Here is a 24,604-nt window from a genome sequence, read left to right as displayed (position 1 = left end):
CAAGGAGACACAGAGCAATGGCAACACTGGAACTGATCAACCTGCACTGCCACCGGCAACAGGACGTCGTCGGTTACGACGAGGCACGACTCACCGCCAACGGCGTCGCGCGGACCTACGTCATCGACAAGGGCGGGGACAAGTCCCTGCGCGGCTGGAACGTCGAGTTCACCGGCTCCACCACGGTGGTCCTGGATGAGATGAACGGCAACAACAACACCAGGCTCGGCTCCGCGCCGATCCATGAGACCGGCAACCCGAAGACGGTGGATTTCAAGACCACCGGCGCGTGGTACACGCTGACCTTCAAGGTCACGTGACCACTGGCGGCATCGCCGCCCGGATCATGCTGGCTAGCGACGAAGGCGTCGCTAGCCAGCTAGCGTCCACTATTGCATCGTCTCGAGCACGTCGAGTGCGGTGAGCCGGGGCCGCGCGGCGACGGCGGCACCGACGACCGGGTCGGCCGGCCGGCGCCGGTGCCAGGTGGTGAGTGCCTGGTAGGCGGCGGCGATCGACAGGAGCCGGTCCTCGGCGAACGGCAGACCGCCCAGAATGGTGCCGATCGGCAGACCCTCCGGCGTGAACCCGATGGGCAGCGCCAGTTCCGGCAGGCCGATGATGTCGAACGGCAGGGGAGAGGTCTGCACCACCACATCGCAGCGGGCGAACAGGTCGGTCAGCACCCGGTCGGTCAGCACCACCTTGGCGCGCTGACCGACGAGGTACTCCTGGGCGCCGAAGACGGCACCCTGCAGCCAGCCGAGCACGGAAACGCCGAACCCGCGGAGATCTGCGGTCAGCTGCGGGGCGAACGCCTCGGCACGCTCGGGCAACCGGACGTTGTTGAACGCGCCGCCGGTCAGCAGCGCCCATTCGTCGGGCAGCGGCACGTCGACGAGCGTGACCCCGGGGACGCCGGCGAGCGTGTCGAGGAAGGCCGCCCTGGCTTGCGCGGTGGGCGAGCTACCCGAGAGGTAGCCGGGGATGACGCCGATCCGGGTCGGCCAGCGCAGCCGGACCCGGCGACCCTGCCGCACCGGTTTCGCCGCGGTGATCAGGTCGGGTACCCGGGGCAGGCCCTGGGTCCGCGGATCGTGCGGATCCGGGCCGGCCATGGCGGACAGCATGATCGCCGCATCGAGGGCGTCGCGGGCCAGCGGGCCGGGATGGTCCCGGGTGTAGGACAGCGGGATGATCCCGTGCAGCGACACCCGACCCATGGTGGGTTTGAGTCCGGTCAGGTTCTGCGCGTTGCAGGGTGAGGTGATCGACCCGCCGGTCTGGGTCCCGGTGCCGGAGGTGGCCATGCGTGCGGCGACGGCGGTCGCGGTGCCGGTGGACGAACCGCCCGGGTCGATTTCGGGCCGGTCCGGCGCCCACGCGCTGACGGTGGTGACCCGTCCGTCCGGGGTGGTCGCGCGCGTGGTGGCCAGCGGGCCCATCTGCGTCTTGCCCAGCACGACGGCGCCGGCGGTCTTCAGCCGCGCCACCGCCGTGGCGTCGTAGGGCGGCACGAAATCGGCGTACAGGAACGAGTTCGCCGTGGTCGGCAGGCCGGCGGTGAAGTAGTTGTCCTTGATCGCCAGGACGATCCCGCGCAGCGGTCCCCGTGAGGCGGTCGCGGAGCCCTCCGGCCGCACCGTGTTGAACGCCTGGTAGATCCCGTCGAACGCGCGGATGCGGTCGAGATAGGCCCGCAGCAACGTTTCCGGTCGCAGTCGCCCGCTGCGGATCAGCGTGGCCGCCTCGGCGATGGTCAGCTCGGTCGGGTCGGCCATGGCCTCGGGCCGGGGCTGCACCTCGACATCGGCGGGTCCGCTCACGGCGACCGGCGCCGCTTCGGCGATCGGCGGCAGGGCAACGGTCCCGGCCACGCCGAGGGCCGCGGTGCGGGCGAGGAAAGCGCGCCGGTCCACCCGCCGGTCCTGTGGCTCACTCATCGGCGGTCCAGGCGGTCACGATGGCCGGGTACAGCAGCGGCGGCGCAACCTGCTGTGCCAGCACGGGATCAAGGCCGAACCGGTAGCCGGCCACCGGCACGACGCTGTTGCGCAGGAACGAACGCAGGCTGGCCAGCGCGGTCTCCCGGCCGGGCGCACCGGTCACCGGATCGGCGGCGGTGCCCGGCGGAAGCTGATCGAGATCGATGCCCAGCAACGCAAGGCGTGCTCTGATCAGGACGTCGAGCTCATCATCGGTCGGCGGCACAGGTGGCACGACAGCCTCCTTGGTATCCCCGGGAATACAGTATGCGCCCCAGGAAACGGCTCGACGGTTCAGCGCAGTCCTGACACTGTGACGGACCATGCTGGTGACCGCCGCGGATGTGCAGCTCACCGACGCCTATCTGGCGTATCAGGTCCATCCCGACCACGCGGGGCTGGTTTCCGAGGTGATCGACTGGTACGACGCCACGGCGGCGGGAATCGAGCGGACGGTGCGTCCGAGCGCAGCCGACGAGTACGCCCTGAACCGGTGGCTGGCGCACGGTTACGCGACCGACCCGGCCGCGCTCGGCGACGCCGGCACCTGGACCCAGCTCAACGAGCGGGACCTCACCGACGTGGCAGCGCCGGTATTGCCGGACGGATTCCGGTTCCGCACCGCCGATGAGGTCGGGCCCAGGGCCGCGGTTGTGGCCCATGTGGACGCCTGGGCTCCCTCGACGTACACGGCCGAGGGTTACCAGGGCGTGCGGCAGACCGCGGCCTATCGCGGCGACCTGCACATCCTGGTGGAGGCGCCGGACGGCACGATGGCCTCCTCGACGATCATGTGGCTGGACGAGGCGAACAAGACCGCCGAGTTCGAGCCGGTCGGGGACACATCCGGACTACCGGCGCCTGGGACTGGCCCGGGCGATGCTGCTGCACGGGATGCACCGCGTGCGGGCGGCCGGCGCCACTCAGGTGACGGTCGCCTGCCTGGGCGCGCCGGGCCATCCCCAGGCGCGCGGGCTGTACTACAGCGTCGGGTTCCGGGCGTCGTCCCGAGACGCGCCGCTGATCAAATCCGCGGGCTGAGGACTGCTCGGCGGCCCGGCACCGGTCAGGGTTCGGCGTCGAGGGCGGCGGCCTCCGGCCGGTTCGACGGCGCGTCAGTTCCGCGCGGTGGGTCCGGTGTGTAGGGGACAGGAGCACGCGGTCCAGCCGTCCGGCATGGGGCCGAGGTCGTCGTCGCGGCCGGCTTGCAGCCGGGACAGTTGGGCCATGGGACGGCCGTCGGCCAGGCGGAACTGGCCACCTTGGGAACCCCATCGCTGCGGCCAGCCCTGGGGCGAGTCCTCCCAGAGCTCCTGCCGGCCGTAGACGGTGCGATCCAGCAGTCCGTAGGACGGCGCCATGGTTTCGTTGCCGCGACCGGTGGTCCAGTAGGTCTCGTAGACCTGGCCGCCGTCCCGGAGGTAGCACGCCAGGATGCCGAAGTACCGGTCGCCGATCAACCGGTCCACGGAGTTCGGCGGCACCGAGTACCAGGCAGCGGTGTAGCCCATGAAGTCGCGATATCGCGAGGCTTCCTCGTACGGTCCTTCGGCGAAAACGGCGTAGGTCACGTCGCGTGAATGCAGGTAGGCCAACTCGTTGATGTGGCTGGTGTTGAAGGTGCAGCCCTCGCACTGCTCCGCGGCGGGCCTGCCGGTGTGCCACATGTGGAAGTAGGCGATCAACTGGGACCGGCCGTCGAAAACGTCGATCAACGGCACCGAACCGTCCGTTCCGATCAGCGGAGTTTGCGGATCGACTTCGACCATCGGGAGGCGGCGTCGGGCCGCGGCAATCGCATCGCCCTCGCGGGTATGGGCCTTTTCCCGAACCCGAAGCCGGTCAAGTTCGCTCTCGAACGTGGCCCGGTCGGCGACCGTGGGCCTGGCCGCGTCGGCGATCGCGGAAATGTCGGGTTCGGTGGGCTGATTGGTCATGCCGCAATCCTCTCGTAAATGCCCGGGTCTCAGCCATCCCGCGGCTGTTGGAAGCTGAACGTGGCCGGCGAGGGGTGGGCGGTGGCGGTCAACGACCTGCCGGGGACGCCGGCCGAGGAGGTCGCGGCGGGCATCGCCGCCGGCGGGGGCGCCGCGGACGTGACCGACGAACGGCAGGTCCGCGCCTTGGTCGAGCGGGTGGGCGAACGGCTCGGGCCGGTGGACGCGTTGGTGATCAACGCGACCGGGCCGCAGCCGGTGATCCCGCTGGAGGCGCTGACCTGGCAGGACCACCTCAACCACCTGGAGCTGTTCGTCAAGAGCCCCACCCTGCTGACCCAGGCGGTGCTCCCCGGGATGAAGGCCGCGCGCGGCGGGCGGATCATCCAGATCGGCTCGGAGATGACCGAGACCGCCCTGCCGGGGCTGGTCGCACTACGTCGCCGCCAAATCCGCGCAGCTCGGGCTCACCCGGGTGCTGGGCACGTGAACTCGGCCCGCACAACATCACGGTCAACCTGGTCGCGCCCGGCTGGATCCCGGTCGAACGACACGTCGGCGCCACCGCCGAGGAACTGGCCGCCTACCGCACCGACGTACCGCTGGCCCGCTTCGGCACCCCCCACGACGTCGCCGCCACCGTGGCCTTCCTCGCCTCCGACAACGCCGCGTTCCTCACCGGTCAATGCCTACCCGTCAACGGCGGCCGAACCTTCACCCGCTAGCTGCACCTGGTGCCGGGCCGAAGTCCACAATGGAGCACCCGGTTCCCTTTCTGCTGAAAGCTTATCCGCTGACGGCAGAAGAACTGGCGAACCGGGCCGGGGCGGCGGCATCGTCGGATGCATGACGAGCGACGAGAAGCAGCCGTTGTTTGACCACCGGCTCCGAGAACGGTTCTTCAGCCAGCGGGTGCTGGTCCTCGACGGCGTGCTCGACGACGACAACGGGACGGTGCTCGCCACCCAACTGCTGTCCCTCGCGAGCGCGGATTCCAGCAAGGACATCGCGTTGTGGATTCACTCGCCAGGCGGTTCGGTCCCGGCGATGCTGGCCATCCGCGACGTGATGCGGCTCGTGCCGTGTGAGGTGGCAACGCTCGTGCTGGGACTGGCGTGCAGTGCGGGGCAGTTCCTGCTGTCGGCGGGAACGCCGGGCAAACGCTTCGCCCTCCCGCACGCCCGCATCCTGATGCACCAGGGCTCGGCAGGGATCAGCGGATCGGCGGTCGAGGTGGAGGTGCAGGCCGACGACCTGCGGCACACCCGGGACACGGTGCTCGGGCTCATTGCGGAGGACACCGGTCAGCCGATCGACCGGATCTTCGCGGACTCGTTGCACGATCGCTGGTTCACCACCGAGCAGGCACGCGAGTACGGCTTCATCGACCATGTCGTCACCGATCTCGGTCAGGTCGTGCCCGTGCGCACCCACGGGCTGGGGCTCGGCTCGTGGCCGGGAGCCCGGGTATGAGCACCTACACCATCCCCAATGTCATCACGCGTGGTGTGCACGGCGAGCGGATCATGGATGTCTACTCGCATCTGCTGGCGGCGCGGATCGTCTACCTCGGAACCGCGATCGACTCCGGTGTGGCCAACGCGTTGATCGCCCAGCTGCTGCACCTGGAGGCGGACAACCCGGACCAGGAGATCAACCTCTACATCAACTCCGAGGGCGGTGACCCATCGGCGATGCTCGCGCTGTACGACACCATGCGCTACATCAAGGCGCCGGTGGCCACGACCTGTGTCGGCCAGGCGGTCGCGGCCGGCGCGGTACTGCTGGCCGCGGGCAAGGCCGGACGCCGTGCCGTGCTGCCCCACACCCGGGTGGTGCTGCACCAGCCGGCGGCGCAGGGCCGCGGCGCCATCCCGGACCTCATCCTCCAGGCCGACGAGGTCGTGCGGGTACGCACCCAGTTGGAGGAAATCCTCTCCGCGCACACCGGTCGCGATGTCGCGGACCTGCGCCACGACACCGACCGGGACCGCGTCTTCGACGCGAAGGGCGCCGTCGCCTACGGGCTCGCCGACCACGTTCTCGACCACCGAGCCTGACGCATCTTCGCCAACGAATGGTGCGCGACCGCCGCGATGTCCTACCAGCCGCAGCAGTCGGCGCAGGCCCGTCCCGTCGGGGTCGAGGTGCTGGAACACCTAGCTTGGCAGAACTCAGGGTTCGCTCCGATTCAGTGCGAGCAGCCCGTGCCGGGGTGGTCAACGTGGGCTGGTTGTGGTGGCTGGCCGGGTGGCGAGGCGCAGGGTGGCGCCGAGTGTCAGGAGGGTGGTGTGCGGGGTGCCGGTGGCCGCGAGTTCGATGGTGACGACCGGGACGGTGAGCGTGGGCAGGTTGGACACGAGTTGGCCGTTGTTGGCCCGAGCGACGGCGCGGTTGGTGGCTGATCCGGCGGCGAGGTCGGCCTCGGTGGCCAGGTAGGTGCCGTGGCACTGGGTGCCGGCGCCTGGTTTCAGGGTGGTCTGGTCGCAGGTGATGTCGCTGACCCGGTTGTCGATGACGGTGAGGCTGGTCGCGATTGTGGCGCCGAGGTGACGCCGGCACCGGAGGACAGCCGTCCAGCGGCTGCGGACCGGCCGGCGGGCCGCATCCGCTGGGACACCGGTCAGGCACGCGGCATCGATTCCCTCGAACCCTTCCGCTGTTGCTCCGGCGAAACCCTCCTCGACCAGCCCATCGGTCGGCTGGGCGGAGGCCGGTTGCGGAGGGAGCATGCCGGCAAGGCCGCGGGCCGAAACCACCCAGCATCCCCGTCCGCGGCCCCCATTCACCCCAAGAGGTGATCCAGCGCGGCGATCCCAGGTTCCGGCCGGCGGCACAACCGAAGGGCAACCGGTGCGGCACCCGTCGTGCACCCGAGCGGCCGCATTGTGGTTGATGTTCATCAGGCGACACGGGGAGTGGCCATGCCGGAACGGACCCGCAGGCGGATCTTGGCGATCGGGGCGCACCCCGACGATGTGGAGATCGGGGCGGGCGCCACCTTGCTGGCGCACCGGGCCGCGGGCGACGAGGTGACCGTGGTCATCCTCAGCTCCGGTGCGCGGGGTGGCTGCGCTCAGATCAGGGCGGCCGAAGCGCAGGCAGCGGCCGACCGTCTCGGCGCCCGGCTGTTTCTCTACGACCTGCCCGACACCGAGATCAGCGCCGGCAAGGCGACCATCGAGCTGATCGAGTCCGTGGTGCACGCGGTGCGGCCCGACCTGGTCTACACCCACTCCGCGCAGGACACCCACCAGGACCACCGCGCGGTGCATCAGGCGGTGCTGGTCGCGGCCCGGTCAGTGGCGACCGTCGCCTGTTTCCAGAGCCCCTCGACCACCATGGACTTTCGGCCCAACCGGTTCGTCGACGTCTCCGCCCACATCCGCGGCAAGCTGGAACTGCTCGCGTGTTTCGCCTCCCAGCAGGCAATCCGCGACTATCTGGCCGAGGACCTGGTGCTGGCCACCGCACGCTACTGGTCCCGGCACGCCGGCACACCTTATGCCGAGCCGTTCGAGGTGGTGCGCGAGCGCGTCGATCTGGTTGCACCAGCGCAGCTCCACGGGATTCCGCGTCAGCAGGCGATGCGCGCAGCCGCATAGGTGAACCCTCTCGGTCAACGACCGTCCAGTCCCCGTCCAGTGGTGGCCCCGAGGGTGGGGTCGTCGTTGACCACGAGGGAGGGGTCTGATGAGACGAAGGACATTGACCGCGGCGTTCATGGTTGGGATGGCGGGAATTCTGGCCGCCGCTCCGACCAATGCCATTGCCGGGCCGGACGGGCAGACCGGCGCGGATCGGGTGCACGCCAAGCAGAGCAACATCGTCGCGCTCAGCGCCGTCGAGCGGATCAGCCGCTCGGTGTCTGGTGTGGACGGTCAGACGCACGTGACGCAGGAGACGAACCGGCTCTACCGGGACGGCCAGGGCCGAACCCGGCTGGAGAGCGGGTCGACGGTGACGATCACCGATCCGGTCGCCAGGACGACGGTGCGCCTGGACACCAAGACCGGTGTGTTCACCAAGTCTGCCGGCGGGCAGCGGCCGGACGAGAGCCGGGCCATGGCCGAGCCGGCAACGGTGGAACAGCGGCAGCTCAGCTCGGCGCCGCGCCATCTCGGCACCGCCAGGTTCGACGGGGTGCTGGCCGAGGGAACCGCGCGCACGGTGACACTCCGGCGGGACAACGCGGCACCGGTCGCGTCGGAGGTCACGACCTGGCTGGCAACGGAGCTGCAACTCGCCATGCACACCAAGATCGTGGACGCCTCCGGGACCGTCTACGAGAAGGCCTACACCGACGTGCGGACCGGCGTGGCGCTTGCCGCGGACCTGTTCACGGTGCCACCCGGCTACCGTGCGGCCGACCCGGCCGCCGTGGCGGCGGTCGACTGTCCGCTCACCGCGGTCCCCAACCCGCTGTTCCTGGACAGTTTCGGCCCGTTCCTCGCCTTCGGATCCCAAGTGGGAGTAACGGATTTCCCGAACGCCGCATGCCTCATCGTCAATACCGCGGCGTATGTGGAATCCCCGCTCTGGGCTTTCACCACGACACCGCTCGGACTTCCGTTCTTCGAGTGGGTCTTCTTCGACACCGGCGGTCCGGTCCCGTTCCTGCCGTGGACCGCCTTCGGGTTGTCCTGTTATCAGGCGGCCAACCTTGAGGACACCACGGAGGGATGCGGCCTGGTCGTGCTGAATATCTGGCCCTGACCAGGCGCGAACAATCGGCCAGGGGCGGTTTGTTCCGCCCCTGGCCGAATCGCTATGTGATCCGCGTCACGAGCCAAATTACGGCAGACGCACGCTGCCTTGGCGACCCGAGTCGAGTTAGATACACATGCGGCGGGGAGCGGGGGAAGGGGCTGTGCGGATTCAGGTCCTGGGTCCGATCTGTGCTTGGCGCGATGGCAAGAACATCAATTTGGGCGCGACGAGGCAGCGCGCGATGTTGGGGCTGCTGGCGTTGGCCGGCGGTCAGCCGCTGTCGCGGGCGGAACTGATCGAAGCGCTGTGGGGCGACCGGCCACCGTCCAGCGCGGTGAATGTGATCCAGACATATGTCAAGCATCTGCGGCGGTCACTGGAGCCGGATCGGCCGGCGCGAACGAGGAGCGCGATCCTGCCGGCGGTCGGTGACGGCTATGCCCTCCGGCTGGCTCCCGACGATGTCGACGTCCTGCGGTTCCGGCGACTGGTCACCTCGGCCGGGTTGGCCCGGCGGGCCGGCGATCCCCATCGCGCGGCGGCCCTGCTCGGCGAGGGGTTGGCGATGTGGCAGGGAGCGCCGTTGTGCGACGTCGCGTTCCTCGCGTCCCATCCGAAGGTGGTGTCGTTGACCGGTGAGCGGCACAGTGCGCTGGTCCGGTACGGCGAACTGATGATCGCCACCGGCGCCGCGGCGGATACCGTCGCCGCACTCGAGGAAGCCGCCGCCGCCCAGCCACTGGACGAGGCGGTCACGGCGGTGCTGATCCGGGCGTACCTGGCGGTCGGGCAGCGGTCGAAGGCGTTCGCCCGCTATCACGAGACGCGCCACCGGCTGGCGGACGAACTCGGCGTCGATCCCGGCCCCGACCTGTCGGCGGCCCATGCCGAACTGCTGCGCGACAACGGCTCACCCGCGGTGCCCGGAACCGATCTCGCCCCGGCGGAGGCCACCCGGTCCGCGCCTGCGCAACTGCCCGCGGACGTGTCCGAGTTCACCGGCCGTACCGGCGAACTCACCGAACTCGACGACCTGCTGGCCGTCGGCGGGGACCCAACCGCGCCCGCCATCACGGTGATCTCGGGCACCGCGGGAGTCGGCAAGACCGCGCTGGCCGTGCGCTGGTCCCAGCGGGTGCGCGACCGGTTCCCGCATGGTCAGCTCTTCGTCAACCTGCGCGGCTACGACGCCGATCAACCCCTGCCGGTCGGGGACGTGCTGACCCGGTTCCTGACCGCACTCGGGGTGCCGAGCCAGGACGTCCCGCTCGACATCGATGATCGCGCCGCCCGGTACCGCACGGAGATCGCGTCCCGGCGGATGCTGATCGTGCTGGACAACGCCGCGACCGTCGCGCAGGTCCGGCCGTTGCTCCCGGGAACCCCCGCGTGCGTGGTCGTGGTCACCAGCCGCGACAGCCTGGCGGGGCTGGTTGCCTTGCACGGCGCCCGAAGGATCGAGTTGGACCTGCTGCCGCTGCGCGACGCGGTCACCCTGTTGCGCAGGCTGATCGGCGGGAAAGCCGCGGCGGAGCCGGAGATGACCGCCACTCTCGCCGAGCAGTGCGCCCGGCTGCCGCTCGGCCTGCGGGTGGCCGCCGAACTTGCCATCGCGCGCGGTATGACGCTGCGTGGCCTGGTGGAGGGTTTCGCCGACCAGCGGCGGCGGCTGGACATGCTCGACCTCGGCCCGGACCAGACCGCCATTCGAGCCGTTTTCGCGCGGTCCTGCCAGCACCTGCCGGCCGACGCCGCGCGGGCGTTTCGGTTGTTGTCCCTGCATCCGGGCGCCGAGACGGATCCCTGTGCGGCCGCGGCGTTGTGGCGGACCAACCTCGACCAGACCCGCCGGATCCTCGATGTGCTCTCTCGCGCCCACCTCATCCAACGCACCGGGCCGGACCGCTACGGCATGCACGACCTGTTGCGCGCGTATGCCAACCAGGAGAGCCTCGCCATCGACACCGGCGCGGACCGGCATGCGGCGTTGACCCGCCTGTTCGACTACTTCGTGGCCGCCGCCGCTGCCGCGGTGAACGTGCTGGCGCCGGACGCGCGGCAGAACCGGGACCGAATCCTCCGGCCCGACACGCCGATGCCACCGTTGTCCGACGCGGCCATGGCCCGAGCCTGGCTGGACCTGGAGCGCTCCACGCTGGTCGCGATCAGCGGCTACACCGCCGGTCACGGCTGGCCGAAGCACACCGCACGGCTGGCCGCCGTGCTGTACCGGTATCTCGACGGCGGCCACTACACCGACGCGCTGACCGTCTACACCGAGGCGGCGCGGGCCGCGCGACAGACCGGCGACCACCGCGCGCAGGCCCACGCGCTGATCAACCTCGGCTCCGTGTACCGGTTGCGCGGGCGGTACGACGTGGCCGTGCTCCACTACCGGCACGCGTTGGCGCTGCACCGACGGGCCGGCGACCCACTCGGCCAGGCTCGGACGCTGACCAACCTCGGCACCGTCCTGGCCCGGCTGGGCCGGCATGCGCTGGCGATCCGGTGCCAGCGGCTGGCCCTGGACCATTTCCGGCAGGTCGGCGACCAGAGCGGGGAGGCCCGGGTGCTGACCAACCTCGGGATCCTCGAGGAGGACTTCGGTCGCTACGAGGCGGCCCGGGTCCACCATCAACGGGCCCTGCACCTGTACCGCGTGATCGGCGACCGGGTGTGCGCGGCCGTCACGTTGAGCCGGTCCGGTCTCATCGACACCCGGCTGGGCCGGCTGGAGCCGGCCACCGGCGACCACCATCTGGCCCTGGTGGCGCTGCGGGAAACCGGCCACCGGCGCGGGGAGGCGCACGTGCTCGCCAATCTCGGCGAGCACATGCGCCTGCTGGGACGACCCGAGCCGGCCATCCCCTACTACCGCCAGGCACTCGATCTCTTCCGGGAGATCGGCCATCGCTACGGCGAAGCCGCCGCCCACAACGGACTCGGTGAAGCCCTGCGGGCCGCTGGCAAGCCGGACGACGCGCTCACCCATCACACCCTCGCGCTGACGATCACCGTCGAGACCTCCGACTGGGACGAGCAGGCCCGGGCGCACAGCGGTCTGGCCACCACCCACGAGTTCACCGGAAACCGGGGGAAGGCGCGCCAGCACTGGCAACAGGCGCTGACCCTGTACACGGCGCTCGGCGCCCCCGGCGCCCGGGCCGCCCGGGCGAGTCTGACCGCGCTGGACGAGCCACCCGAAACGGCGTGCCAGGCCGGGTAGTCGGTCACCCGCCCCCGGTTCTGCTGAGGGCGCCGATGGTGACCAGGCTGATGCTGGCCAGGACGGCGCCGACCAGCACCGCGACCAGCGGCGATGCCAGCGCGGCGACCGAACTGGCGACGGCTCCGCCGACCGGCACGGTAAGCAGCGACATCGTGTAGACGACGGCATAGACCCGGCCCTGGTAGTCCAGCGGCGTGATCGACTGCCGGACGGTGGCGGCCGTGACACCGAAGAAGATCACGGCGCTGCTGAAGACGATCTGGTAGACGGCGAGGAGCACGACGGGATTCCCCAGCGCGGCCAACGGAATGAACCACATCCCGAGGACGATCGCGCCGAGTGAGGCCGGAAGCATCGCCCGCGAACCCGCCCGGCGCGTCACCCATCCCACGGTGAGCGCGGCACCCAGGGCGCTGATGCCGCCAACGGTGATCAGCGCGCCGGCCACCGAAGGCGACAGCCCAAGCCCGTCGAACAGGTACGGAAACCACAGCGCGCCAAGGATCGCGCCGCCGAGGTTGTACAGCGCGAACGCCGCGACGAGCGCGCGCAGCCCGGGATGTGTCGCCACGAACCGGACTCCGTTGCGCAACCCGTGCCACAGTCCACCCTCGACCGGCGGGTCCGCCGCGGATGGCGGCCGCGCCTCGTCCCGGATCCGGGTCAGCAGGGCCGCGGAGAGCAGGAAGCTCGCCGCGTCGACGAGCAGCGCGGTGCCCGCCCCGGCGAACCCGATGAGCAGACCGCCGAGCGCGGGGCCGACGATATCGGCGGCGCTGCCGGCCTGGGCGAACCGGGAGTTGGCCTCGGCGTAGTCGCGGCGGTCCACGATCCGGGGGAAGTAACCCTGCGCGCAGACGTCGAACACTGTGGTCGCCAGGCCGATGGCCAGCACGCCGACGACCAGGTGCCACCACCGCAGGCCCTGCTGTGACATCAGCACGAACAGCGCGCACAGCAGCAGCAACCGCGCCAGGTCGCAACCCACCATGATCGAGCGTTCCGGCCGGGCGACCAGAAAAGCGGCCAGGGGCATCGCGAGCATCACCCCGGGCAGCAACTGCAACGTCCACAACAGCGCGACCTGGCCCGGCGTCGCGCCCGCCTCGGACATGGCGATCACGGGCACGGCCAGCAGGGAGAACCGGTCACCGAACGCGCTGATCGCACCGGCTGACCACAGCGATCGAAACCCCGGGTGGTGGCGCAGCAGCCCGCCCGCCTGCCGGGTCCGCACGTGCTCAGATCCCGTTGAAGGGCACCGGCCAGCGCCGCATCCGAAACGGCAGCAACGTCACCCACGCGCCCCGGCGCATGATCAGTCCCTCGCCGGCCAGCAGCTCATACAGCGCCTGCCCGTCCGGGGAGAGTTCGGTGAGATGCCGCACCTGTTCGAGCTGCGACCAGGACGCCACCGCCTTCGGGTCGTCGAGCCGATAGCGGGCGGCGCCGTCGCGGACGTCCTTGAGCTGGAGGAAACCAGGGCCGACCCGGTAGTAGGACAGCCCGAACCGGAACCGCTGGCGCCAGCCGTCGGCGGTACCCGCGTCATGTTCACGGCGCGGTGGCGGGAGGTGGTGCACCATCGGCAGTTCGAACGGCACCGGCGACGCGGCCGACCAGTCGACCCGCATCGTCACCGACACCGCTTCGCGCAACAGGCGCAGGAACCGCACGTCGCGCTCGTCGTCCCGGCCGAACTCGACCGGCTCGGCCAGCACCAGCGTCTCGTGCCCGGCGGCGGACAGGGCGACCGGGTCGATCGCGGCGATCGAATCGCTGGTCAACCTGCCGGCCACGGAACAGATCCGGGGATCGGCCGCGCCCGTTGCGGGCGCCGACACCAGCGCGCTCATGTCTTGATCCGAAGGGGAACGCTGGTCGTGGCGATCGCGAGGTTCCGGTCGCCCTCGCGGAAGACCAGACCCGCATCGTTGAGCTCGTCCAGCCAGGCGAGCAGCCGGGTCTCGGTCAGCGTGATCCCCTCGTCGGCGAGCCGGGACAGCACCGCCCGGACCGACCGACCGTGTTCAAGGTGGCGATACGCGGCGACGAGAACCGGGTCGTCGATGTGGTGATCCCGCTCCGGCCAGCCACTGCGCCGGTCCTCGATCCACAGGACACCGCCCGCCTCCACCCGCACCAGGCTGCTGTCGTCGTGCCGCTTCTTCCAGTCCGCGACCGCGGCCTCCAACGCGTCGGCAACCTCGCCCTGTACGCCCGCGTAGTCGGTGTCGAAGAGGTAGACGAGATCCTCAAGCTCCCGCTGCGGCAGGTCGTAGACGAAGTCGTAGATCGCGGCGGGTCGGCGCGTGGGAAAGCCGAGCTCCGGGCGGTCGAAGTTCGGGCTGAACCGCTCCAACTGGATGGGCGTGAGCCCCGATGGCGGTGGCAGGTGAACCAGGGCGGGCATCTGGTCGATCAGCGCCTGGTAGTCCTCCTCGGTCTCACCGGGAAATCCGATCAGCAGGTTCCAGGTCGTGTCCAGGTGTGCGGACAGACAGTCGCGCAGCGTCCGCATGTTGCGCAGGGCGTCGACACCCTTGTCCATGAGTTTCAGTACATGCGTGCTGAGCGACTCGACACCCGGCTGCACGTGGGCGACCCGCGCGGCGCGCAACGCGTCGATCTGTGCCGGCGTGAGGTTGGCCTTGACCTCGTAGTGAATGCGCAGATCCCAGTCGAGCGCGGCGATGTCGGGCAGCACGTCGGTGAAGTACCGGTTGTCGATGATGTTGTCGACCATGACGACATCGAGGGTCCGGTGCCTGGTCACGAGATCGGTCACCTCACGCAGCACGCGCTGGGGCGCCTTGCTGCGGAACTGCATCAGCGAACCGTTGAGCCCGCAGAACGTGCAGTGGTGCACCTCGCCCCACCAGCAGCCCCTGGCCGACTCGAGCACCAGCTTCGGTTCGATGTGCCCCTCGATCGGCGAGCTCTCCACGAGTTCGAACCAGTCGTCGAAGTCGGGAGTCGGAATCCGGCCGGGCGGCAGCGGCTCGCGCTGTTCGGGGTTGGCGACGCTGATACCGTCGCGCCGCCAGCACACCCCCGGCACGTCCGCCGGTGGCACATCGCGTTCGATGGCGTCCAACAGGGCCGGAAACGCGGACTCGCCCTCACCCCGAACCACATAGTCCACAAAGGAAAAGTTGCGGTGAATCGCCGCCCCCATCGGGCCGTCGCAGTTGCCGCCGCCCAGCACCGTGATCACCGACGGGTCGTATCGCTTGATCCGGGCCGCCACCGCGAGACTCGGCACGTTCTGCATGAACGTGCTGCTGAACCCCACCAGGTCGGGCCGACCGGCCAGGATCTCCCGGGCTGCGAGGTCGACGAACTCCTCGGCAAGGTCGCGCATGTCCAGCGCCCGGCCGGGGTCGACGGAGCGACGGTGCACATAGTCGACGAACCCCGCGCGGCCGAAGTCCTCGCCATGCAGCACGCCGGTGAACACGAAGTCGCCCATGCCATGGAAGATCCCGTTCTCCGCCACATGCAGATAGTCGGCGGGCGTGATCTGTCCGTCCGTACGTTCCAGCAGGAACTCCGCCCAGCGGACGTTGCCGTGATAAGCCGCCGGTACCTCCCGCCCGCTGTCCCGGCAGACCACCTTGAGCAGGCCGATCGGCAGTGAGGGCATGTCAATGGCCTGCCACGGCATGGCCGCGAGGCATACGGTGAGCGCGCTCATCCGGTCTCCCATGGTTCGGGTGGAGGGCGCACGGCGCCCCCCACCGGTCGACGTCCTCAGTTCTTCGTGTCCGTCCAGTTCAACTTCTTCGGCGGGGCGAGATACCGGCACGTGCCGGTCACAGCGTTTTCGAGCTTCACCTTCTTGAGGACCATCCTGGTTCACCTCCCTTCCCAGAATTGGATCCCGGCGCCGCGCAGACGCGCGCGATGCCGACGAACGAACCAGCGCTCGATCGGTTCCGCCGGACGTCCCAGCAGGGCACCAAGTCCCTGACTCACCTCGGACAGCTTGGCGACCCGCAGGGCACGCTGGGTCCACTCCTCCAGGTGGCAGTCCCATTCCTCACGCTCACGGGGATTGGCGTAGCTGCGGCGCAGGTAGTCCAGGCCGATCGCGACGTGCCGCACCTCGTCCCCGCGCACGTGCCGGTAGATCTCGGCGATCGGATCTCCCGCGAAAATCCGTTGCAGCAGAACGAACTCGTCCGCCGCCATCCCTTCCAGCGTGGTGTGCAGGAGAAACTTCTCCAGATGGCTCACGGTGGACAGCGTCTCGTGCAACTCGTCGAGGTAACCGTCCTCATGGACCTCGGCGAGGTCTCCGCCCCGCGCCACCGCGTAGGCCAGGAAGGCGTCCGCGTGCCTGGCCTCATCGGCGACCGCGGTCGCGAAGCTCAGTCGCAGGGCGCAGTCCTCCGTCTCGGACACGAGCTCCGCGGCGGCCACCAGTCCGGCCTGCTCGGCATAGTAGGAAGTCGAGGCGACGTGCCAGGCTTGTTCGACCGTGTCCTCGTCGAGCGTGGTGTGACCGGTGCCGATCAGTTGCCGGGCCGACCACTGCTGGCTTTCCCGTCCCCTGGCGAACAACTGGTAGGACGGGTCGTCCAGGTGCGCGATCTCGGGTCTGAGCAGGGCCATGTCACCGGCCTTTCTCGAGCAGGGTCAATACCTGCTGGGCAATGGGTTCGGGCCTGGGGAAGACTTCTCGCTGCAGCACCGGGCTGAACGGCGCGGGCACCGAACGCGCGTTGAGCTGCCTGATCCGCGACGGGTCCACGGCCTGCGCGGTGACCAGCCGGGCGACGATCTCGGTGGCCACCGAACAGGGGGCCGTGGCCTCGTCGACGACGAGAACGGCGCCGGTGACCGAGGCCGCCTCGGCGAGCCCCGCCACGTCCAGCGGTGCGACGGTGCGGACGTCGACCACCATGGCGTCCACGCCGAGCTCGGCCAGCCGCTCCGCCGCCGCGATCGAGGTCCGTACCGCGAGCCCGATGGCGATGATGGTGACGTCGTTGCCGGGCCGGGCAACCCGGATCTTGCCGAAGGGCAGTCCGGGCACCTCCCCGCCGGTCCAGTGCGGCGCGTCGGCCAGCAGGGCGGGCGACTCGAAGATGACGACCGGGTCCGGATGGCGCATGGCCGTGACGAGCAGTCCCGCCGCCTCGCTACCGCTGCCGGGCACCGCCACCACCAACCCGGGAACCTGGGCGAGCATCGCATACGGCACGTGCTCATGCTGTGCCCCAAGGGATTCCTCGCCTCGGGTCTGCGCTCGCACGGTCAGCGGGACGTTGTACTGCCCGCCCGTCATGTACCGCAGCTTGGTCGCCTGGTTGACCAGCGGGTCCATGGCGGTGAACAGAAACGCCGCCCGGGCAAGGTCGACGACCGGCCGCAGCCCGCCGGCGGCGAGCCCCACCGCGAAGTCGAGGGTGGCGTTCTCGGCGATCGGCGTGCTGCGAACCCGTTCCGGCCCGAACTCGTCGACGAAGACCGACGGTTGCCAGGTGCACAGGTAGACCAGGTCGGGGTCGCGGCGCAGGGCCTGGACGAGAGCGGCGTGCAAGGCGATCATGGCAGTCACCACCGGGCGATCGTGAGGTCGTGCTCGGCCGCTTCGGGTCTGGGAACCGGAGCCTCGAGCGCGTCCGCTGCGGCGTCGGTCATCTCCAGATAGGCCTGGCGCCGAAGGGCGTCCAGATCGGACCGGGGGAGTCCGTGTGCGATCAGCTTGCGCTCCGCCCGCGTGACCGGGTCGCGGGTCCGCCACCGCCGCACCTCGTCGTCCGGCCGGTAGGGGTCGGGCGGAACGGGACCCAGTTGACAGTGGAAGTCCCGCAGATAGGTCGATGCCTCCAGGAACCGGGCGCCGAGTCCGTTACGCACCGCACCCAGCATGGCGCCGGCCACCTCCGCGACCTCGCCGGCATCGTTGCCGTCCACGCTGGCCGACCGCACGCCCAACCCCGTCGCGACGGCGGCCGGAGCCAGCTCGGACACCAGGTGGCTGGGAGTCCGGTCCTGGTAGGAGTTGTTCTCACACACGAAAAGCAGCGGCAGCTCCTGCCGAGCCGCGATCCGCAGGGTCTCCAGCACGACGCCGGCTCCCATGGCACCGTCGCCGAGGAACACGACGACCGCGGCGGTCAGTCCCCGGATGCGGACCGCCGCCGCCAGACCGGCCGCGATACCGACGTTGGCCCCCACAATGGAGTTGCCGCCGAGAAACCCGTGGGACCGGTCGGCCAGATGCATCGACCCGCCCTTGCCCTTGTTGACCCCGCTGGCGCGGCCCAGCAACTCGGCGAACATCGCGGTCGGTTCGAGTCCGCACGCCAGCGCATGCCCGTGGCACCGGTAGTAGCTGACAACCTGGTCCGCCGGCCCGATCAGCTCGCCGACCCCGGTGGCGATCGCCTCGTGCCCGGTATAGGGATGCACGGCCCCGACGATCTCCCCGCATCGCGTGAGATGCAGTGCGGTCTCCTCGAACGCCCGGATCCGCAACATCATCCGGTACCGCGACAGGTCCGCCGCGGCCGCCACCCGGGGTGACTCTGTGTCGGTGTGAACATCGGTCACCAAGACCTCCGGATGGGGATTGCGCACACACAAGGCAGAACCGAGCGTCGGACCCGCGATTGGACATCAACTGGACGGCAACTGGACGGCGGCGCCACCGAGGCCGGGCAAGGAGGACGGCGGTCCGGGCAGGGTGCGCTAGCTTGACGGCATGGGCAGCACAGGCTCGGCCGGAGACCGGGAGCCGGGGTGGAGCGGGTGGCGGCGACCGTTACCCACGCGCGCGCAGCGGCGCACGGACGTCTGGGTCGGGCTCGGGACGATGACCGGCGCGCTGGTGATGACCGTGCTCGCCAACAGCTTCGGCGGGTTCGCCTGGGGCGATGCTCCGTCACTGGCTGAGCAACTAGCCTGGGTCGTGGCGTTGACCGTCCCGCTGGTCGTGCGGCGCAGGTATCCACTCGCCGTGCTGATCGTCATCAGCGTCCTGTTCATCGGCGCGCAGGTGCGGCACGTGGGCGACAACTCGGTGCAGGCGGTCGTGCTGTTCCTCGCGATCTTCACGGCCGGCGGCTGGATCCGCGACCGCAGGGTCGCCCGATGGGCTCGGATTGCCGTGATCGCGGGGATGTTGGGCTGGCTCGGGCTCGCACTCGTGCGTTCGCTGGCCGAGCCGACCCCGCCGTTCGAGGACGCGGCCGGACCGCTGGATCCGATCCTGGCCGCCGTGCTGTACGCCATCGCGACCAACCTGTTGTACCTTCTCGGCGCGTACTTCTTCGGCAACATGGCCTGGCTTTCCGCGCGCCAGCAGGCCGAGTTGGAGCACCGCGCCGGACAGCTCCGGAAGTCGCAGGAACAGAACCTGCGCGGGGCGGTTGTCGCCGAGCGGGTGCGCATTGCCCGGGATCTGCACGACGTGGTCGCCCATCACGTTTCGGTGATGGGCATCCAGGCGGCCGCCGCCCGGCGGATGCTCGACACCGACCGCGAGCTCTCCCGCGACGCGCTACGGACCGTCGAACAGACCGCCCGCACGGCGATCGGTGAGCTGCGCGGGCTGCTCGGCGTGCTGCGCGCCGAGGACGCCGAGGTGCCCGCCGAGGCGCACCCGTCCACGCCGGGGCTCGACCAGATGACCGAGCTGGTGTCCAGCGCCCGGGCGGCCGGTCTCGAGGTGGACCACGGCGTCTTCGGTGAGCCGCGGCCGTTGCCGGACGGTGTCGCGCTTTCGGCATACCGCGTCGTGCAGGAGGCGCTGACCAACGTGGTCAGGCATTCCGGCGCACGCCGAGCCGACGTGCGCGTGCGGTACCTGGACAGCGCGCTCGAAGTCGAGATCACCGACGACGGCCGGGGCGCGGCGGCCCGGCGCCCGGACGGCGGCGGGCTGGGGTTGCTGGGAATGCGCGAGCGGGTCGCGGTCCACGGTGGCGTGCTCGAGACCGGGCCTCGGCGGGACCGCGGCTTCCGGGTCCGCGCCAGCCTGCCGACGACCACCGGAATGTCCACCGAGGACGGTGAAGGAGCGTGACGCTGCGGGTGGTGCTCGCCGACGACCAGGATCTGGTCCGGGCGGGCTTCCGGGTGATCCTGGGGGCGGAGGACGGCATCGAGGTCGTCGGGGAGGCCGGCGACGGTCTCGCGGCCGTGGACCTCGTCAGCCGCCTCGACCCGGACGTGGTGTTGATGGACGTCCAGATGCCCGGCATCGACGGGCTGGAGGCCACCCGCCGCATCCTCGGTTCCGGCAGCGCGGTCAGGGTCGTGATCCTGACGACGTTCGACCGTGAGGACTACCTGTTCGAGGCGCTGCGCGCCGGAGCGAGCGGGTTTCTGCTGAAGAACGCCTCACCGGAGGATCTCGTGGACTCCGTCCGGGTCGTCGCGCGCGGGGACGCGCTGCTGTCCCCGGCGGTCACCCGCCGGGTGATCGCCCGGTTCGCCGCGGCGCCCGGCTCCCGACCGGCCGCGACCGTGCCCGGACAGCGCCCGCCGGGGCTGACCGACCGCGAGTTCGAGGTGTTGGTGTTGCTGGCCCGCGGCGCGAGCAACACGGAGATCGCCAAGCAGCTCTTCCTCGGCGAGGCGACGGTGAAGACCCACGTGTCCCGGATCCTGGCCAAGCTCGGCCTGCGCGACCGCACGCACGCCGTCGTGTATGCCTACGAGCACGGGGTCATCGCCCCGGGCGGCACCGGGTAGATCGCGCGGCGGATCCGAGGATCGATCGCGCGACGGACGACGGCCGCCGGCCCGCCGCCTACCGTCGTGGGCATGCTGACCGTGACGGAGCTGCGTCGGAACTTCGGCGAGCACAGGGCCCTCGACAACGTGTCGTTCGAGGTGCGACCCGGCCGGATGACCGGCTTCATCGGCGCCAACGGCTCGGGCAAGACCACCACGATGCGGATCATCCTCGGCGTGCTCGCCGCGCACGGCGGCTCGGTGGTCTGGCACGGCGCGCCGATCACCCAGGCGGTGCGGCAGCGGTTCGGGTACATGCCCGAGGAGCGCGGCCTGTACCCGAAGGCGAAGGTGGCCGAGCAGATCACCTGGCTGGGCCGGCTGCACGGGCTGGACCACGCGACGGCACGCGAGAACACCCTGCGGCTGCTCGAGCAGCTGGAACTGGCCGAGCGGGCCGGCGACAAGCTCGAGGAACTGTCGCTGGGCAACCAGCAGCGCGCGCAGGTCGCCGCCGCGCTGGTGCACGACCCCACCCTGCTGATCCTCGACGAGCCGTTCTCCGGGCTGGACCCGATCGCCGTCGAGACCATGCTCGGCGTGCTGCGTGAGCGGGCCGACAGCGGGGTTCCGGTGCTGTTCTCCAGCCACCAACTCGGTCTGGTCGAACGGCTCTGCGACGACGTGGTGATCATCTCCGGCGGCGTGGTCAAGGCCAGCGGCGGGCGGGAGGAGCTTCGGGCGAAGTACGGGTCGAGGCGCTTCGAACTCGTCCTCGAGAACGACGCCGGCTGGCTGCGTGACCTTCCCGAGGTCCGGATCGTCGACCTGGACGGGCCGCGGGCGGTGTTCGAGCCCATCGGCAACGGGCGAACCGACCAGCGGGTGCTGCGGGCCGCGCTGGAACGGGGGGCGGTGCGCAGCTTCACACCGGTCGTCCCGTCCCTCAACGAGATCTTCAAGGAGGCGATCTGATGGCCGTCACGACACCACCGGTCCCGCGGGACACGCAGACCCAGCCGGTCACCGGCACCTCGTTCCTGTCGTCGACCCGGCTGGTCGCCGAGCGCGAGATCCTGACCTTCCTGCGGCTCAAGGGATTCTGGATCGGCCTGGCTGTGATCCTGCTCGGGTTGGTCGCCCTGGCCATCCTGCCGAGGGTGATCGGCGACGACGGTCCACCGAGCGTGGCCGCCGTCGGCCCGGAGGCGGCCCGGGTGCTGACCGGGACGAAACTGGAGGTGCGGCAGGTCGCCGACGTCGCCGCCGCCGAGGAACTGGTCCGCTCGGAGGAGGTGGAGGCGGCCGTCGTCCCGGACACCACCGGCCAGTCGGCCACCGGCGTGCGCGTGGTGGCCCTGACCGACTCGCCCAGGGACGTCGTCGTCGCGCTGTCCACCATGCCACCGGTCGATCTGCTGGAACCGTCCGAGACCGACCCCGGCCAGCGCCAGATCGTGATCATGGTCTTCGCGCTGGTGTTCCTGATGTTCGGCATGGGCGGCATGGCGATCGCGCAGAGCACGGTCACCGAGAAGCAGACCAGGATCGTGGAGATCCTGGTCTCGACGGTCCCGGTGCGGGCACTGCTCAGCGGCAAGATCGTCGGGCACACGCTGCTGACCCTGGGTCAGGTGGTGGTGCTTGCCGTGACCGCGCCGATCGCGCTGCGGGTGGGTGGGCACTCGGAACTGCTGGCTGCCCTGGCGCCCGCGCTCGGTTGGTTCGTACCGTTCCTCATCCTGGGATTCGTCCTGCTGGCCGCGATATGGGCGGTCACCGGCTCCATGGTCAGCCGGCAGGAGGACCTCGGCTCCAGCATCGGCCCGCTCATGCTGCTTGTCATGGGCCCCTATTTCGCCGTGTTGTTCTTCAACGACAACGAGACCGTGATGACCGTGCTGTCCTACCTGCCGTTCTCCTCGCCCATCGCGATGCCGGTGCGGATGTTCACCGGAGACGCCGCGGTCTGGGAGGCTCTGGTCGCGCTCACGCTGCTGGCCGCGTCGGCGGTCCTCGCCATGCTCCTGGCCAGCCGGCTGTACTCCGGGGCGCTACTGCAGACCAGGGGCAAGGTCAGCTTCAGCAACGCCTGGTCCAACGCCGACTGACGTGCCACCCTTCCCGAACGTGGGAGCGCGAGAGCGGGCAGCGATGGACTGTGTGGACCGGCTGGCCGAACATCGGGGAAGCATTCCTGTCGGGCCCGCACGGCCGGCCAGACAGGACGGCCACCAACCAGTTCGCCGCTCTCGCCGAGCTGCTCTCCGGCAGTACGCGCAACCCGACCACGGGGGAATGGGACGGCACCGAGCAGCGGCTCGGGGCGCCACTTCCGGGCGACTACAAGTCTTTCGTCGAAGCGTTCGGCGCTGGCACCGTGTCCGACCTGACGATCGCAGCGCCCGACGCGCCCGGCGAGTGGTGCTGCGGCTGGGTGCCACTCGACCCGAACCCGGACACCTGGGGTACCGCCGCCGTGCCACCCCCCATGCTCGGCCACAGTTTCCTGCCCGGCCTGTCCTTCAGCGCGTTCGTCATGAAATACCTGACCGAACCCGGGTTCGGCTCGTTTCACGGGCGACCGTCTCACCTCCCCAGCCCCGCACTGTTCACCCCGGTGAACAGCGCCGAGGGAATGGACGCAGGCCGGTGATCCGTGTGGGGGCGAAAATGCGTGCCGGCGGTCGTCGAGCGGGGGACTCGACATCGCACACTCCAAGTAGGCAGCGGGACCGAGTCGCGCGAACGGGAGTTTCCCGGGCCGGTGTTGGGGTACCTTGCGCGGCATGACGGTCTCGCGATCTTCGGCAGCCCGGCGGGTGAACTTCGGGCGAGCACTGCTCGCATGTCTGCCGGCCACACTGGTACTGGGCGCCATCATGGTGATCGGGTCGATCCCCACCGCGGACAGCAGCCGGGCCCTCGGGCGGGCCGTCGGCATGATGATCTTCTCGGCTCTGCTGGGCGCGCTGGTGCTGTGGCTGATCGTCCGGCGCCGCTCATGGCGGTTCTGGAAGGTGGTCGTACTCGGGTCGGTTCTCGTGCTGGTGCTCCAGCTGCTGACGGTCTCGAGTCAGCTGTCCTGAACCCTGTTCGGTTTCCGGCAGGACGTCCCAGCCCTGCAGCAGGATCATGACGCGGTGCGCCGTGCCTACGGCCACGCCGTGCGCGGTCAGGGTCGAGCCGTGCTCGTGGAACATGGCGAGTGTTTCCGGGTCGAGGGCCACCTGCCGTTGCTGATGGGTCTTGGTGTCCTTCTCCCAGATCTCCTGCTCGTCGGCCTTCCCCGGCTCCGTGGTCCAGAAAGCGGACTCGGCACACCATGTCAGCAGATCACGAACGGGATCGTGGCGTTGCCGGTCCTGTAGGTCGCCTTCGTATCCTGCCGTAGCCGCATCCGGCATGCCGGCCGAGCACGGCGCGGAACCAGGTGTGAAGCCGCACAAGAGGTCTCGGGCCAGCCTTCGTTGAGGGGAACCGTCCGGATTCACCGGACCTTCCGGACCCGGCCGGGTTGTGCGGAAGTTGTTTGTGCGGTCCTTGGTTCGGAAACCGCACAACCGGTCATCGGCTAAACCTGCACCGCAGCGGGCACTGGGTGACCGCGAGTCGAGTGTTCCCGGCGGCCACAACGGACTCCCCGCCCCGGTCGCCGGGAACCGCCCCCACCGTCCCACCAACGGAGTCAGCATCCCGAAGCAGAATGCCGAGATCACGTTCAGCGTGCTAGGCCCGGTGGAGGGCCGGCTGGGTGGCACGCCGGTCAACCTAGGACCGCCTAAGCAGCGGCTGGTGCTGGCGGCGCTGCTGCTCGATGCCAACCGGACGCTGTCCATGGCGCGGCTGGTGGACCTGACCTGGCCGGACTCGCCGCCGCCCTCGGCACGCACCGCCATCCACGGCCGGATCTCCCGCCTGCGCGCGGTGTTGGCCGCCGGCCGGCACGGGGTGGCGCTGGTCAGTGCCGGCTTCGGGTACACCTTGCGGATCGACCCGGGCGCGGTCGACGCGCACCGGTTCACCGACATGCTCGCCAGGGCCCGGGCGGC

Annotated in this window: 25 protein-coding genes and 1 pseudogene; 16 read left to right on the top strand and 10 right to left on the bottom strand. The window is 70.1% G+C overall.

What is annotated here, in order from left to right:
* The first annotated feature begins 17 nt into the window (after nt 1-17).
* Nucleotides 18-320, top strand: a complete 303-nt coding sequence (locus tag VFO68_RS20305; protein WP_325159913.1) for a hypothetical protein — start codon at nt 18-20, stop codon at nt 318-320.
* A 69-nt stretch (nt 321-389) separates the two neighbouring features.
* Here the strand turns inward: VFO68_RS20305 and VFO68_RS20300 are convergent, their stop codons facing one another.
* Both VFO68_RS20300 and VFO68_RS20295 read right to left on the bottom strand, forming a co-directional pair.
* Nucleotides 390-1,943: an amidase gene (locus VFO68_RS20300; protein WP_325159912.1), complete on the bottom strand. Its 1,554-nt coding sequence runs from the start codon at nt 1,941-1,943 to the stop codon at nt 390-392.
* Nucleotides 1,936-2,220 (bottom strand): hypothetical protein, encoded by a 285-nt coding sequence (locus tag VFO68_RS20295; RefSeq protein WP_325159911.1) that lies wholly within the window; start codon nt 2,218-2,220, stop codon nt 1,936-1,938. Before VFO68_RS20295 ends, VFO68_RS20300 begins: the two co-directional genes overlap by 8 nt.
* A 392-nt stretch (nt 2,221-2,612) precedes the next feature.
* Between VFO68_RS20295 and VFO68_RS20290 the strand changes: the two genes are divergently transcribed.
* Nucleotides 2,613-3,026 (top strand): GNAT family N-acetyltransferase, encoded by a 414-nt coding sequence (locus VFO68_RS20290; protein WP_325159910.1) that lies wholly within the window; start codon nt 2,613-2,615, stop codon nt 3,024-3,026.
* A gap of 74 nt (nt 3,027-3,100) precedes the next feature.
* On the opposite strand, the gene VFO68_RS20285 is transcribed toward VFO68_RS20290, so the two are convergent.
* On the bottom strand, nt 3,101-3,922 hold the full coding sequence (locus VFO68_RS20285; protein WP_325159909.1) for a DUF899 family protein: 822 nt from the start codon (nt 3,920-3,922) through the stop codon (nt 3,101-3,103).
* An 18-nt stretch (nt 3,923-3,940) separates the two neighbouring features.
* Between VFO68_RS20285 and VFO68_RS20280 the strand changes: the two are divergent.
* From VFO68_RS20280 to VFO68_RS20265, 4 genes and pseudogenes are all read left to right on the top strand, one after another.
* A pseudogene (locus tag VFO68_RS20280) lies at nt 3,941-4,291 on the top strand (SDR family NAD(P)-dependent oxidoreductase); the annotation flags it as partial.
* On the top strand, nt 4,204-4,647 hold the full coding sequence (locus tag VFO68_RS20275; protein WP_325159922.1) for an SDR family NAD(P)-dependent oxidoreductase: 444 nt from the start codon (nt 4,204-4,206) through the stop codon (nt 4,645-4,647). The pseudogene VFO68_RS20280 and the gene VFO68_RS20275, both read left to right, overlap by 88 nt.
* Nucleotides 4,648-4,768: 121 nt before the next feature.
* Nucleotides 4,769-5,395, top strand: a complete 627-nt coding sequence (locus tag VFO68_RS20270) for an ATP-dependent Clp protease proteolytic subunit (RefSeq protein WP_325159921.1) — start codon at nt 4,769-4,771, stop codon at nt 5,393-5,395.
* Entirely contained in the window at nt 5,392-5,982 is a 591-nt protein-coding gene (locus VFO68_RS20265) for a ClpP family protease (protein ID WP_325159908.1), read from the top strand. The genes VFO68_RS20270 and VFO68_RS20265 overlap by 4 nt, the downstream gene beginning before the upstream one ends.
* Nucleotides 5,983-6,141: 159 nt before the next feature.
* Here the strand turns inward: VFO68_RS20265 and VFO68_RS20260 are convergent, their stop codons facing one another.
* Nucleotides 6,142-6,654 carry a hypothetical protein gene (locus tag VFO68_RS20260; protein WP_325159907.1) on the bottom strand — a complete coding sequence of 171 codons (513 nt, stop codon included), beginning with the start codon at nt 6,652-6,654 and terminating at the stop codon, nt 6,142-6,144.
* A 192-nt stretch (nt 6,655-6,846) separates the two neighbouring features.
* Here VFO68_RS20260 and VFO68_RS20255 point away from each other — a divergent pair, with 192 nt between their 5' ends.
* From VFO68_RS20255 to VFO68_RS20245, 3 genes are all read left to right on the top strand, one after another.
* The gene (locus VFO68_RS20255; protein WP_325159906.1) at nt 6,847-7,527 is read left to right on the top strand and encodes a PIG-L deacetylase family protein; all 681 of its coding nucleotides are present in this window, start codon (nt 6,847-6,849) and stop codon (nt 7,525-7,527) included.
* Between the two features lie 88 nt (nt 7,528-7,615).
* Nucleotides 7,616-8,638, top strand: coding sequence for a hypothetical protein (locus VFO68_RS20250; protein WP_325159905.1), 1,023 nt, complete (start codon nt 7,616-7,618; stop codon nt 8,636-8,638).
* Between the two features lie 127 nt (nt 8,639-8,765).
* Nucleotides 8,766-11,858 carry an AfsR/SARP family transcriptional regulator gene (locus VFO68_RS20245; RefSeq protein ID WP_325159904.1) on the top strand — a complete coding sequence of 1,031 codons (3,093 nt, stop codon included), beginning with the start codon at nt 8,766-8,768 and terminating at the stop codon, nt 11,856-11,858.
* A gap of 4 nt (nt 11,859-11,862) precedes the next feature.
* Here the strand turns inward: VFO68_RS20245 and VFO68_RS20240 are convergent, their stop codons facing one another.
* The 6 genes from VFO68_RS20240 to VFO68_RS20215 all read right to left on the bottom strand — a co-directional run bounded on the left by VFO68_RS20240 (nt 11,863) and on the right by VFO68_RS20215 (nt 18,425).
* A complete protein-coding gene (locus VFO68_RS20240; protein ID WP_325159903.1) occupies nt 11,863-13,098 on the bottom strand; it encodes an MFS transporter in 1,236 nt (411 codons plus the stop codon).
* 4 nt (nt 13,099-13,102) lie between these two features.
* Nucleotides 13,103-13,717, bottom strand: coding sequence for a DUF5825 family protein (locus tag VFO68_RS20235; RefSeq protein ID WP_325159902.1), 615 nt, complete (start codon nt 13,715-13,717; stop codon nt 13,103-13,105).
* Entirely contained in the window at nt 13,714-15,558 is a 1,845-nt protein-coding gene (locus VFO68_RS20230) for a RiPP maturation radical SAM C-methyltransferase (RefSeq protein ID WP_325159901.1), read from the bottom strand. The genes VFO68_RS20235 and VFO68_RS20230 overlap by 4 nt, the downstream gene beginning before the upstream one ends.
* Nucleotides 15,559-15,719: 161 nt before the next feature.
* Complete coding sequence (locus VFO68_RS20225) at nt 15,720-16,478, bottom strand: ferritin-like domain-containing protein (RefSeq protein ID WP_325159900.1); 759 nt, start codon at nt 16,476-16,478, stop codon at nt 15,720-15,722.
* A gap of 1 nt (nt 16,479) precedes the next feature.
* Nucleotides 16,480-17,418, bottom strand: coding sequence for an alpha-ketoacid dehydrogenase subunit beta (locus tag VFO68_RS20220; protein ID WP_325159899.1), 939 nt, complete (start codon nt 17,416-17,418; stop codon nt 16,480-16,482).
* 5 nt (nt 17,419-17,423) lie between these two features.
* Nucleotides 17,424-18,425 (bottom strand): thiamine pyrophosphate-dependent dehydrogenase E1 component subunit alpha, encoded by a 1,002-nt coding sequence (locus VFO68_RS20215; protein ID WP_325159898.1) that lies wholly within the window; start codon nt 18,423-18,425, stop codon nt 17,424-17,426.
* A 151-nt stretch (nt 18,426-18,576) separates the two neighbouring features.
* Here VFO68_RS20215 and VFO68_RS20210 point away from each other — a divergent pair, with 151 nt between their 5' ends.
* The 7 genes from VFO68_RS20210 to VFO68_RS20180 all read left to right on the top strand — a co-directional run.
* Nucleotides 18,577-19,899, top strand: a complete 1,323-nt coding sequence (locus VFO68_RS20210; protein WP_325159897.1) for a sensor histidine kinase — start codon at nt 18,577-18,579, stop codon at nt 19,897-19,899.
* On the top strand, nt 19,896-20,570 hold the full coding sequence (locus VFO68_RS20205; RefSeq protein ID WP_325159896.1) for a response regulator transcription factor: 675 nt from the start codon (nt 19,896-19,898) through the stop codon (nt 20,568-20,570). Before VFO68_RS20210 ends, VFO68_RS20205 begins: the two co-directional genes overlap by 4 nt.
* A 72-nt stretch (nt 20,571-20,642) precedes the next feature.
* Nucleotides 20,643-21,527 (top strand): ABC transporter ATP-binding protein, encoded by an 885-nt coding sequence (locus tag VFO68_RS20200; protein ID WP_325159895.1) that lies wholly within the window; start codon nt 20,643-20,645, stop codon nt 21,525-21,527.
* A complete protein-coding gene (locus VFO68_RS20195) occupies nt 21,527-22,663 on the top strand; it encodes an ABC transporter permease (RefSeq protein ID WP_325159894.1) in 1,137 nt (378 codons plus the stop codon). The genes VFO68_RS20200 and VFO68_RS20195 overlap by 1 nt, the downstream gene beginning before the upstream one ends.
* 50 nt (nt 22,664-22,713) lie before the next feature.
* Complete coding sequence (locus tag VFO68_RS20190; protein WP_325159893.1) at nt 22,714-23,208, top strand: hypothetical protein; 495 nt, start codon at nt 22,714-22,716, stop codon at nt 23,206-23,208.
* A 133-nt stretch (nt 23,209-23,341) separates the two neighbouring features.
* Nucleotides 23,342-23,641, top strand: coding sequence for a hypothetical protein (locus tag VFO68_RS20185; RefSeq protein ID WP_325159892.1), 300 nt, complete (start codon nt 23,342-23,344; stop codon nt 23,639-23,641).
* 637 nt (nt 23,642-24,278) lie between these two features.
* The coding region (locus VFO68_RS20180; RefSeq protein WP_325159891.1) for an AfsR/SARP family transcriptional regulator at nt 24,279-24,604 on the top strand (326 nt) is incomplete at its 3' end.

This window comes from Actinophytocola sp., assembly GCF_035712165.1.
In the GTDB taxonomy this organism is placed as follows: Bacteria; Actinomycetota; Actinomycetes; order Mycobacteriales; family Pseudonocardiaceae; genus DASYTH01.
This window is presented reverse-complemented; position numbering and strand designations above follow the sequence as displayed.

Excerpts from the sequence above, each read along its gene's own strand:
- VFO68_RS20225 (WP_325159900.1), bottom strand. The coding sequence starts at position 16,478 with ATGGCCCTGCTCAGACCCGAGATCGCGCACCTGGACGACCCGTCCTAC.
- VFO68_RS20195 (WP_325159894.1), top strand. The coding sequence starts at position 21,527 with ATGGCCGTCACGACACCACCGGTCCCGCGGGACACGCAGACCCAGCCG.
- VFO68_RS20290 (WP_325159910.1), top strand. The coding sequence starts at position 2,613 with ATGAGGTCGGGCCCAGGGCCGCGGTTGTGGCCCATGTGGACGCCTGGG.
- VFO68_RS20235 (WP_325159902.1), bottom strand. The coding sequence starts at position 13,717 with ATGAGCGCGCTGGTGTCGGCGCCCGCAACGGGCGCGGCCGATCCCCGG.
- VFO68_RS20300 (WP_325159912.1), bottom strand. The coding sequence starts at position 1,943 with ATGAGTGAGCCACAGGACCGGCGGGTGGACCGGCGCGCTTTCCTCGCC.
- VFO68_RS20265 (WP_325159908.1), top strand. The coding sequence starts at position 5,392 with ATGAGCACCTACACCATCCCCAATGTCATCACGCGTGGTGTGCACGGC.
- VFO68_RS20255 (WP_325159906.1), top strand. The coding sequence starts at position 6,847 with ATGCCGGAACGGACCCGCAGGCGGATCTTGGCGATCGGGGCGCACCCC.
- VFO68_RS20220 (WP_325159899.1), bottom strand. The coding sequence starts at position 17,418 with ATGATCGCCTTGCACGCCGCTCTCGTCCAGGCCCTGCGCCGCGACCCC.
- VFO68_RS20305 (WP_325159913.1), top strand. The coding sequence starts at position 18 with ATGGCAACACTGGAACTGATCAACCTGCACTGCCACCGGCAACAGGAC.
- VFO68_RS20200 (WP_325159895.1), top strand. The coding sequence starts at position 20,643 with ATGCTGACCGTGACGGAGCTGCGTCGGAACTTCGGCGAGCACAGGGCC.
- VFO68_RS20285 (WP_325159909.1), bottom strand. The coding sequence starts at position 3,922 with ATGACCAATCAGCCCACCGAACCCGACATTTCCGCGATCGCCGACGCG.
- VFO68_RS20270 (WP_325159921.1), top strand. The coding sequence starts at position 4,769 with ATGACGAGCGACGAGAAGCAGCCGTTGTTTGACCACCGGCTCCGAGAA.
- VFO68_RS20260 (WP_325159907.1), bottom strand. The coding sequence starts at position 6,654 with ATGCTCCCTCCGCAACCGGCCTCCGCCCAGCCGACCGATGGGCTGGTC.
- VFO68_RS20250 (WP_325159905.1), top strand. The coding sequence starts at position 7,616 with ATGAGACGAAGGACATTGACCGCGGCGTTCATGGTTGGGATGGCGGGA.
- VFO68_RS20230 (WP_325159901.1), bottom strand. The coding sequence starts at position 15,558 with ATGAGCGCGCTCACCGTATGCCTCGCGGCCATGCCGTGGCAGGCCATT.
- VFO68_RS20185 (WP_325159892.1), top strand. The coding sequence starts at position 23,342 with ATGACGGTCTCGCGATCTTCGGCAGCCCGGCGGGTGAACTTCGGGCGA.
- VFO68_RS20245 (WP_325159904.1), top strand. The coding sequence starts at position 8,766 with ATGCGGCGGGGAGCGGGGGAAGGGGCTGTGCGGATTCAGGTCCTGGGT.
- VFO68_RS20210 (WP_325159897.1), top strand. The coding sequence starts at position 18,577 with ATGGGCAGCACAGGCTCGGCCGGAGACCGGGAGCCGGGGTGGAGCGGG.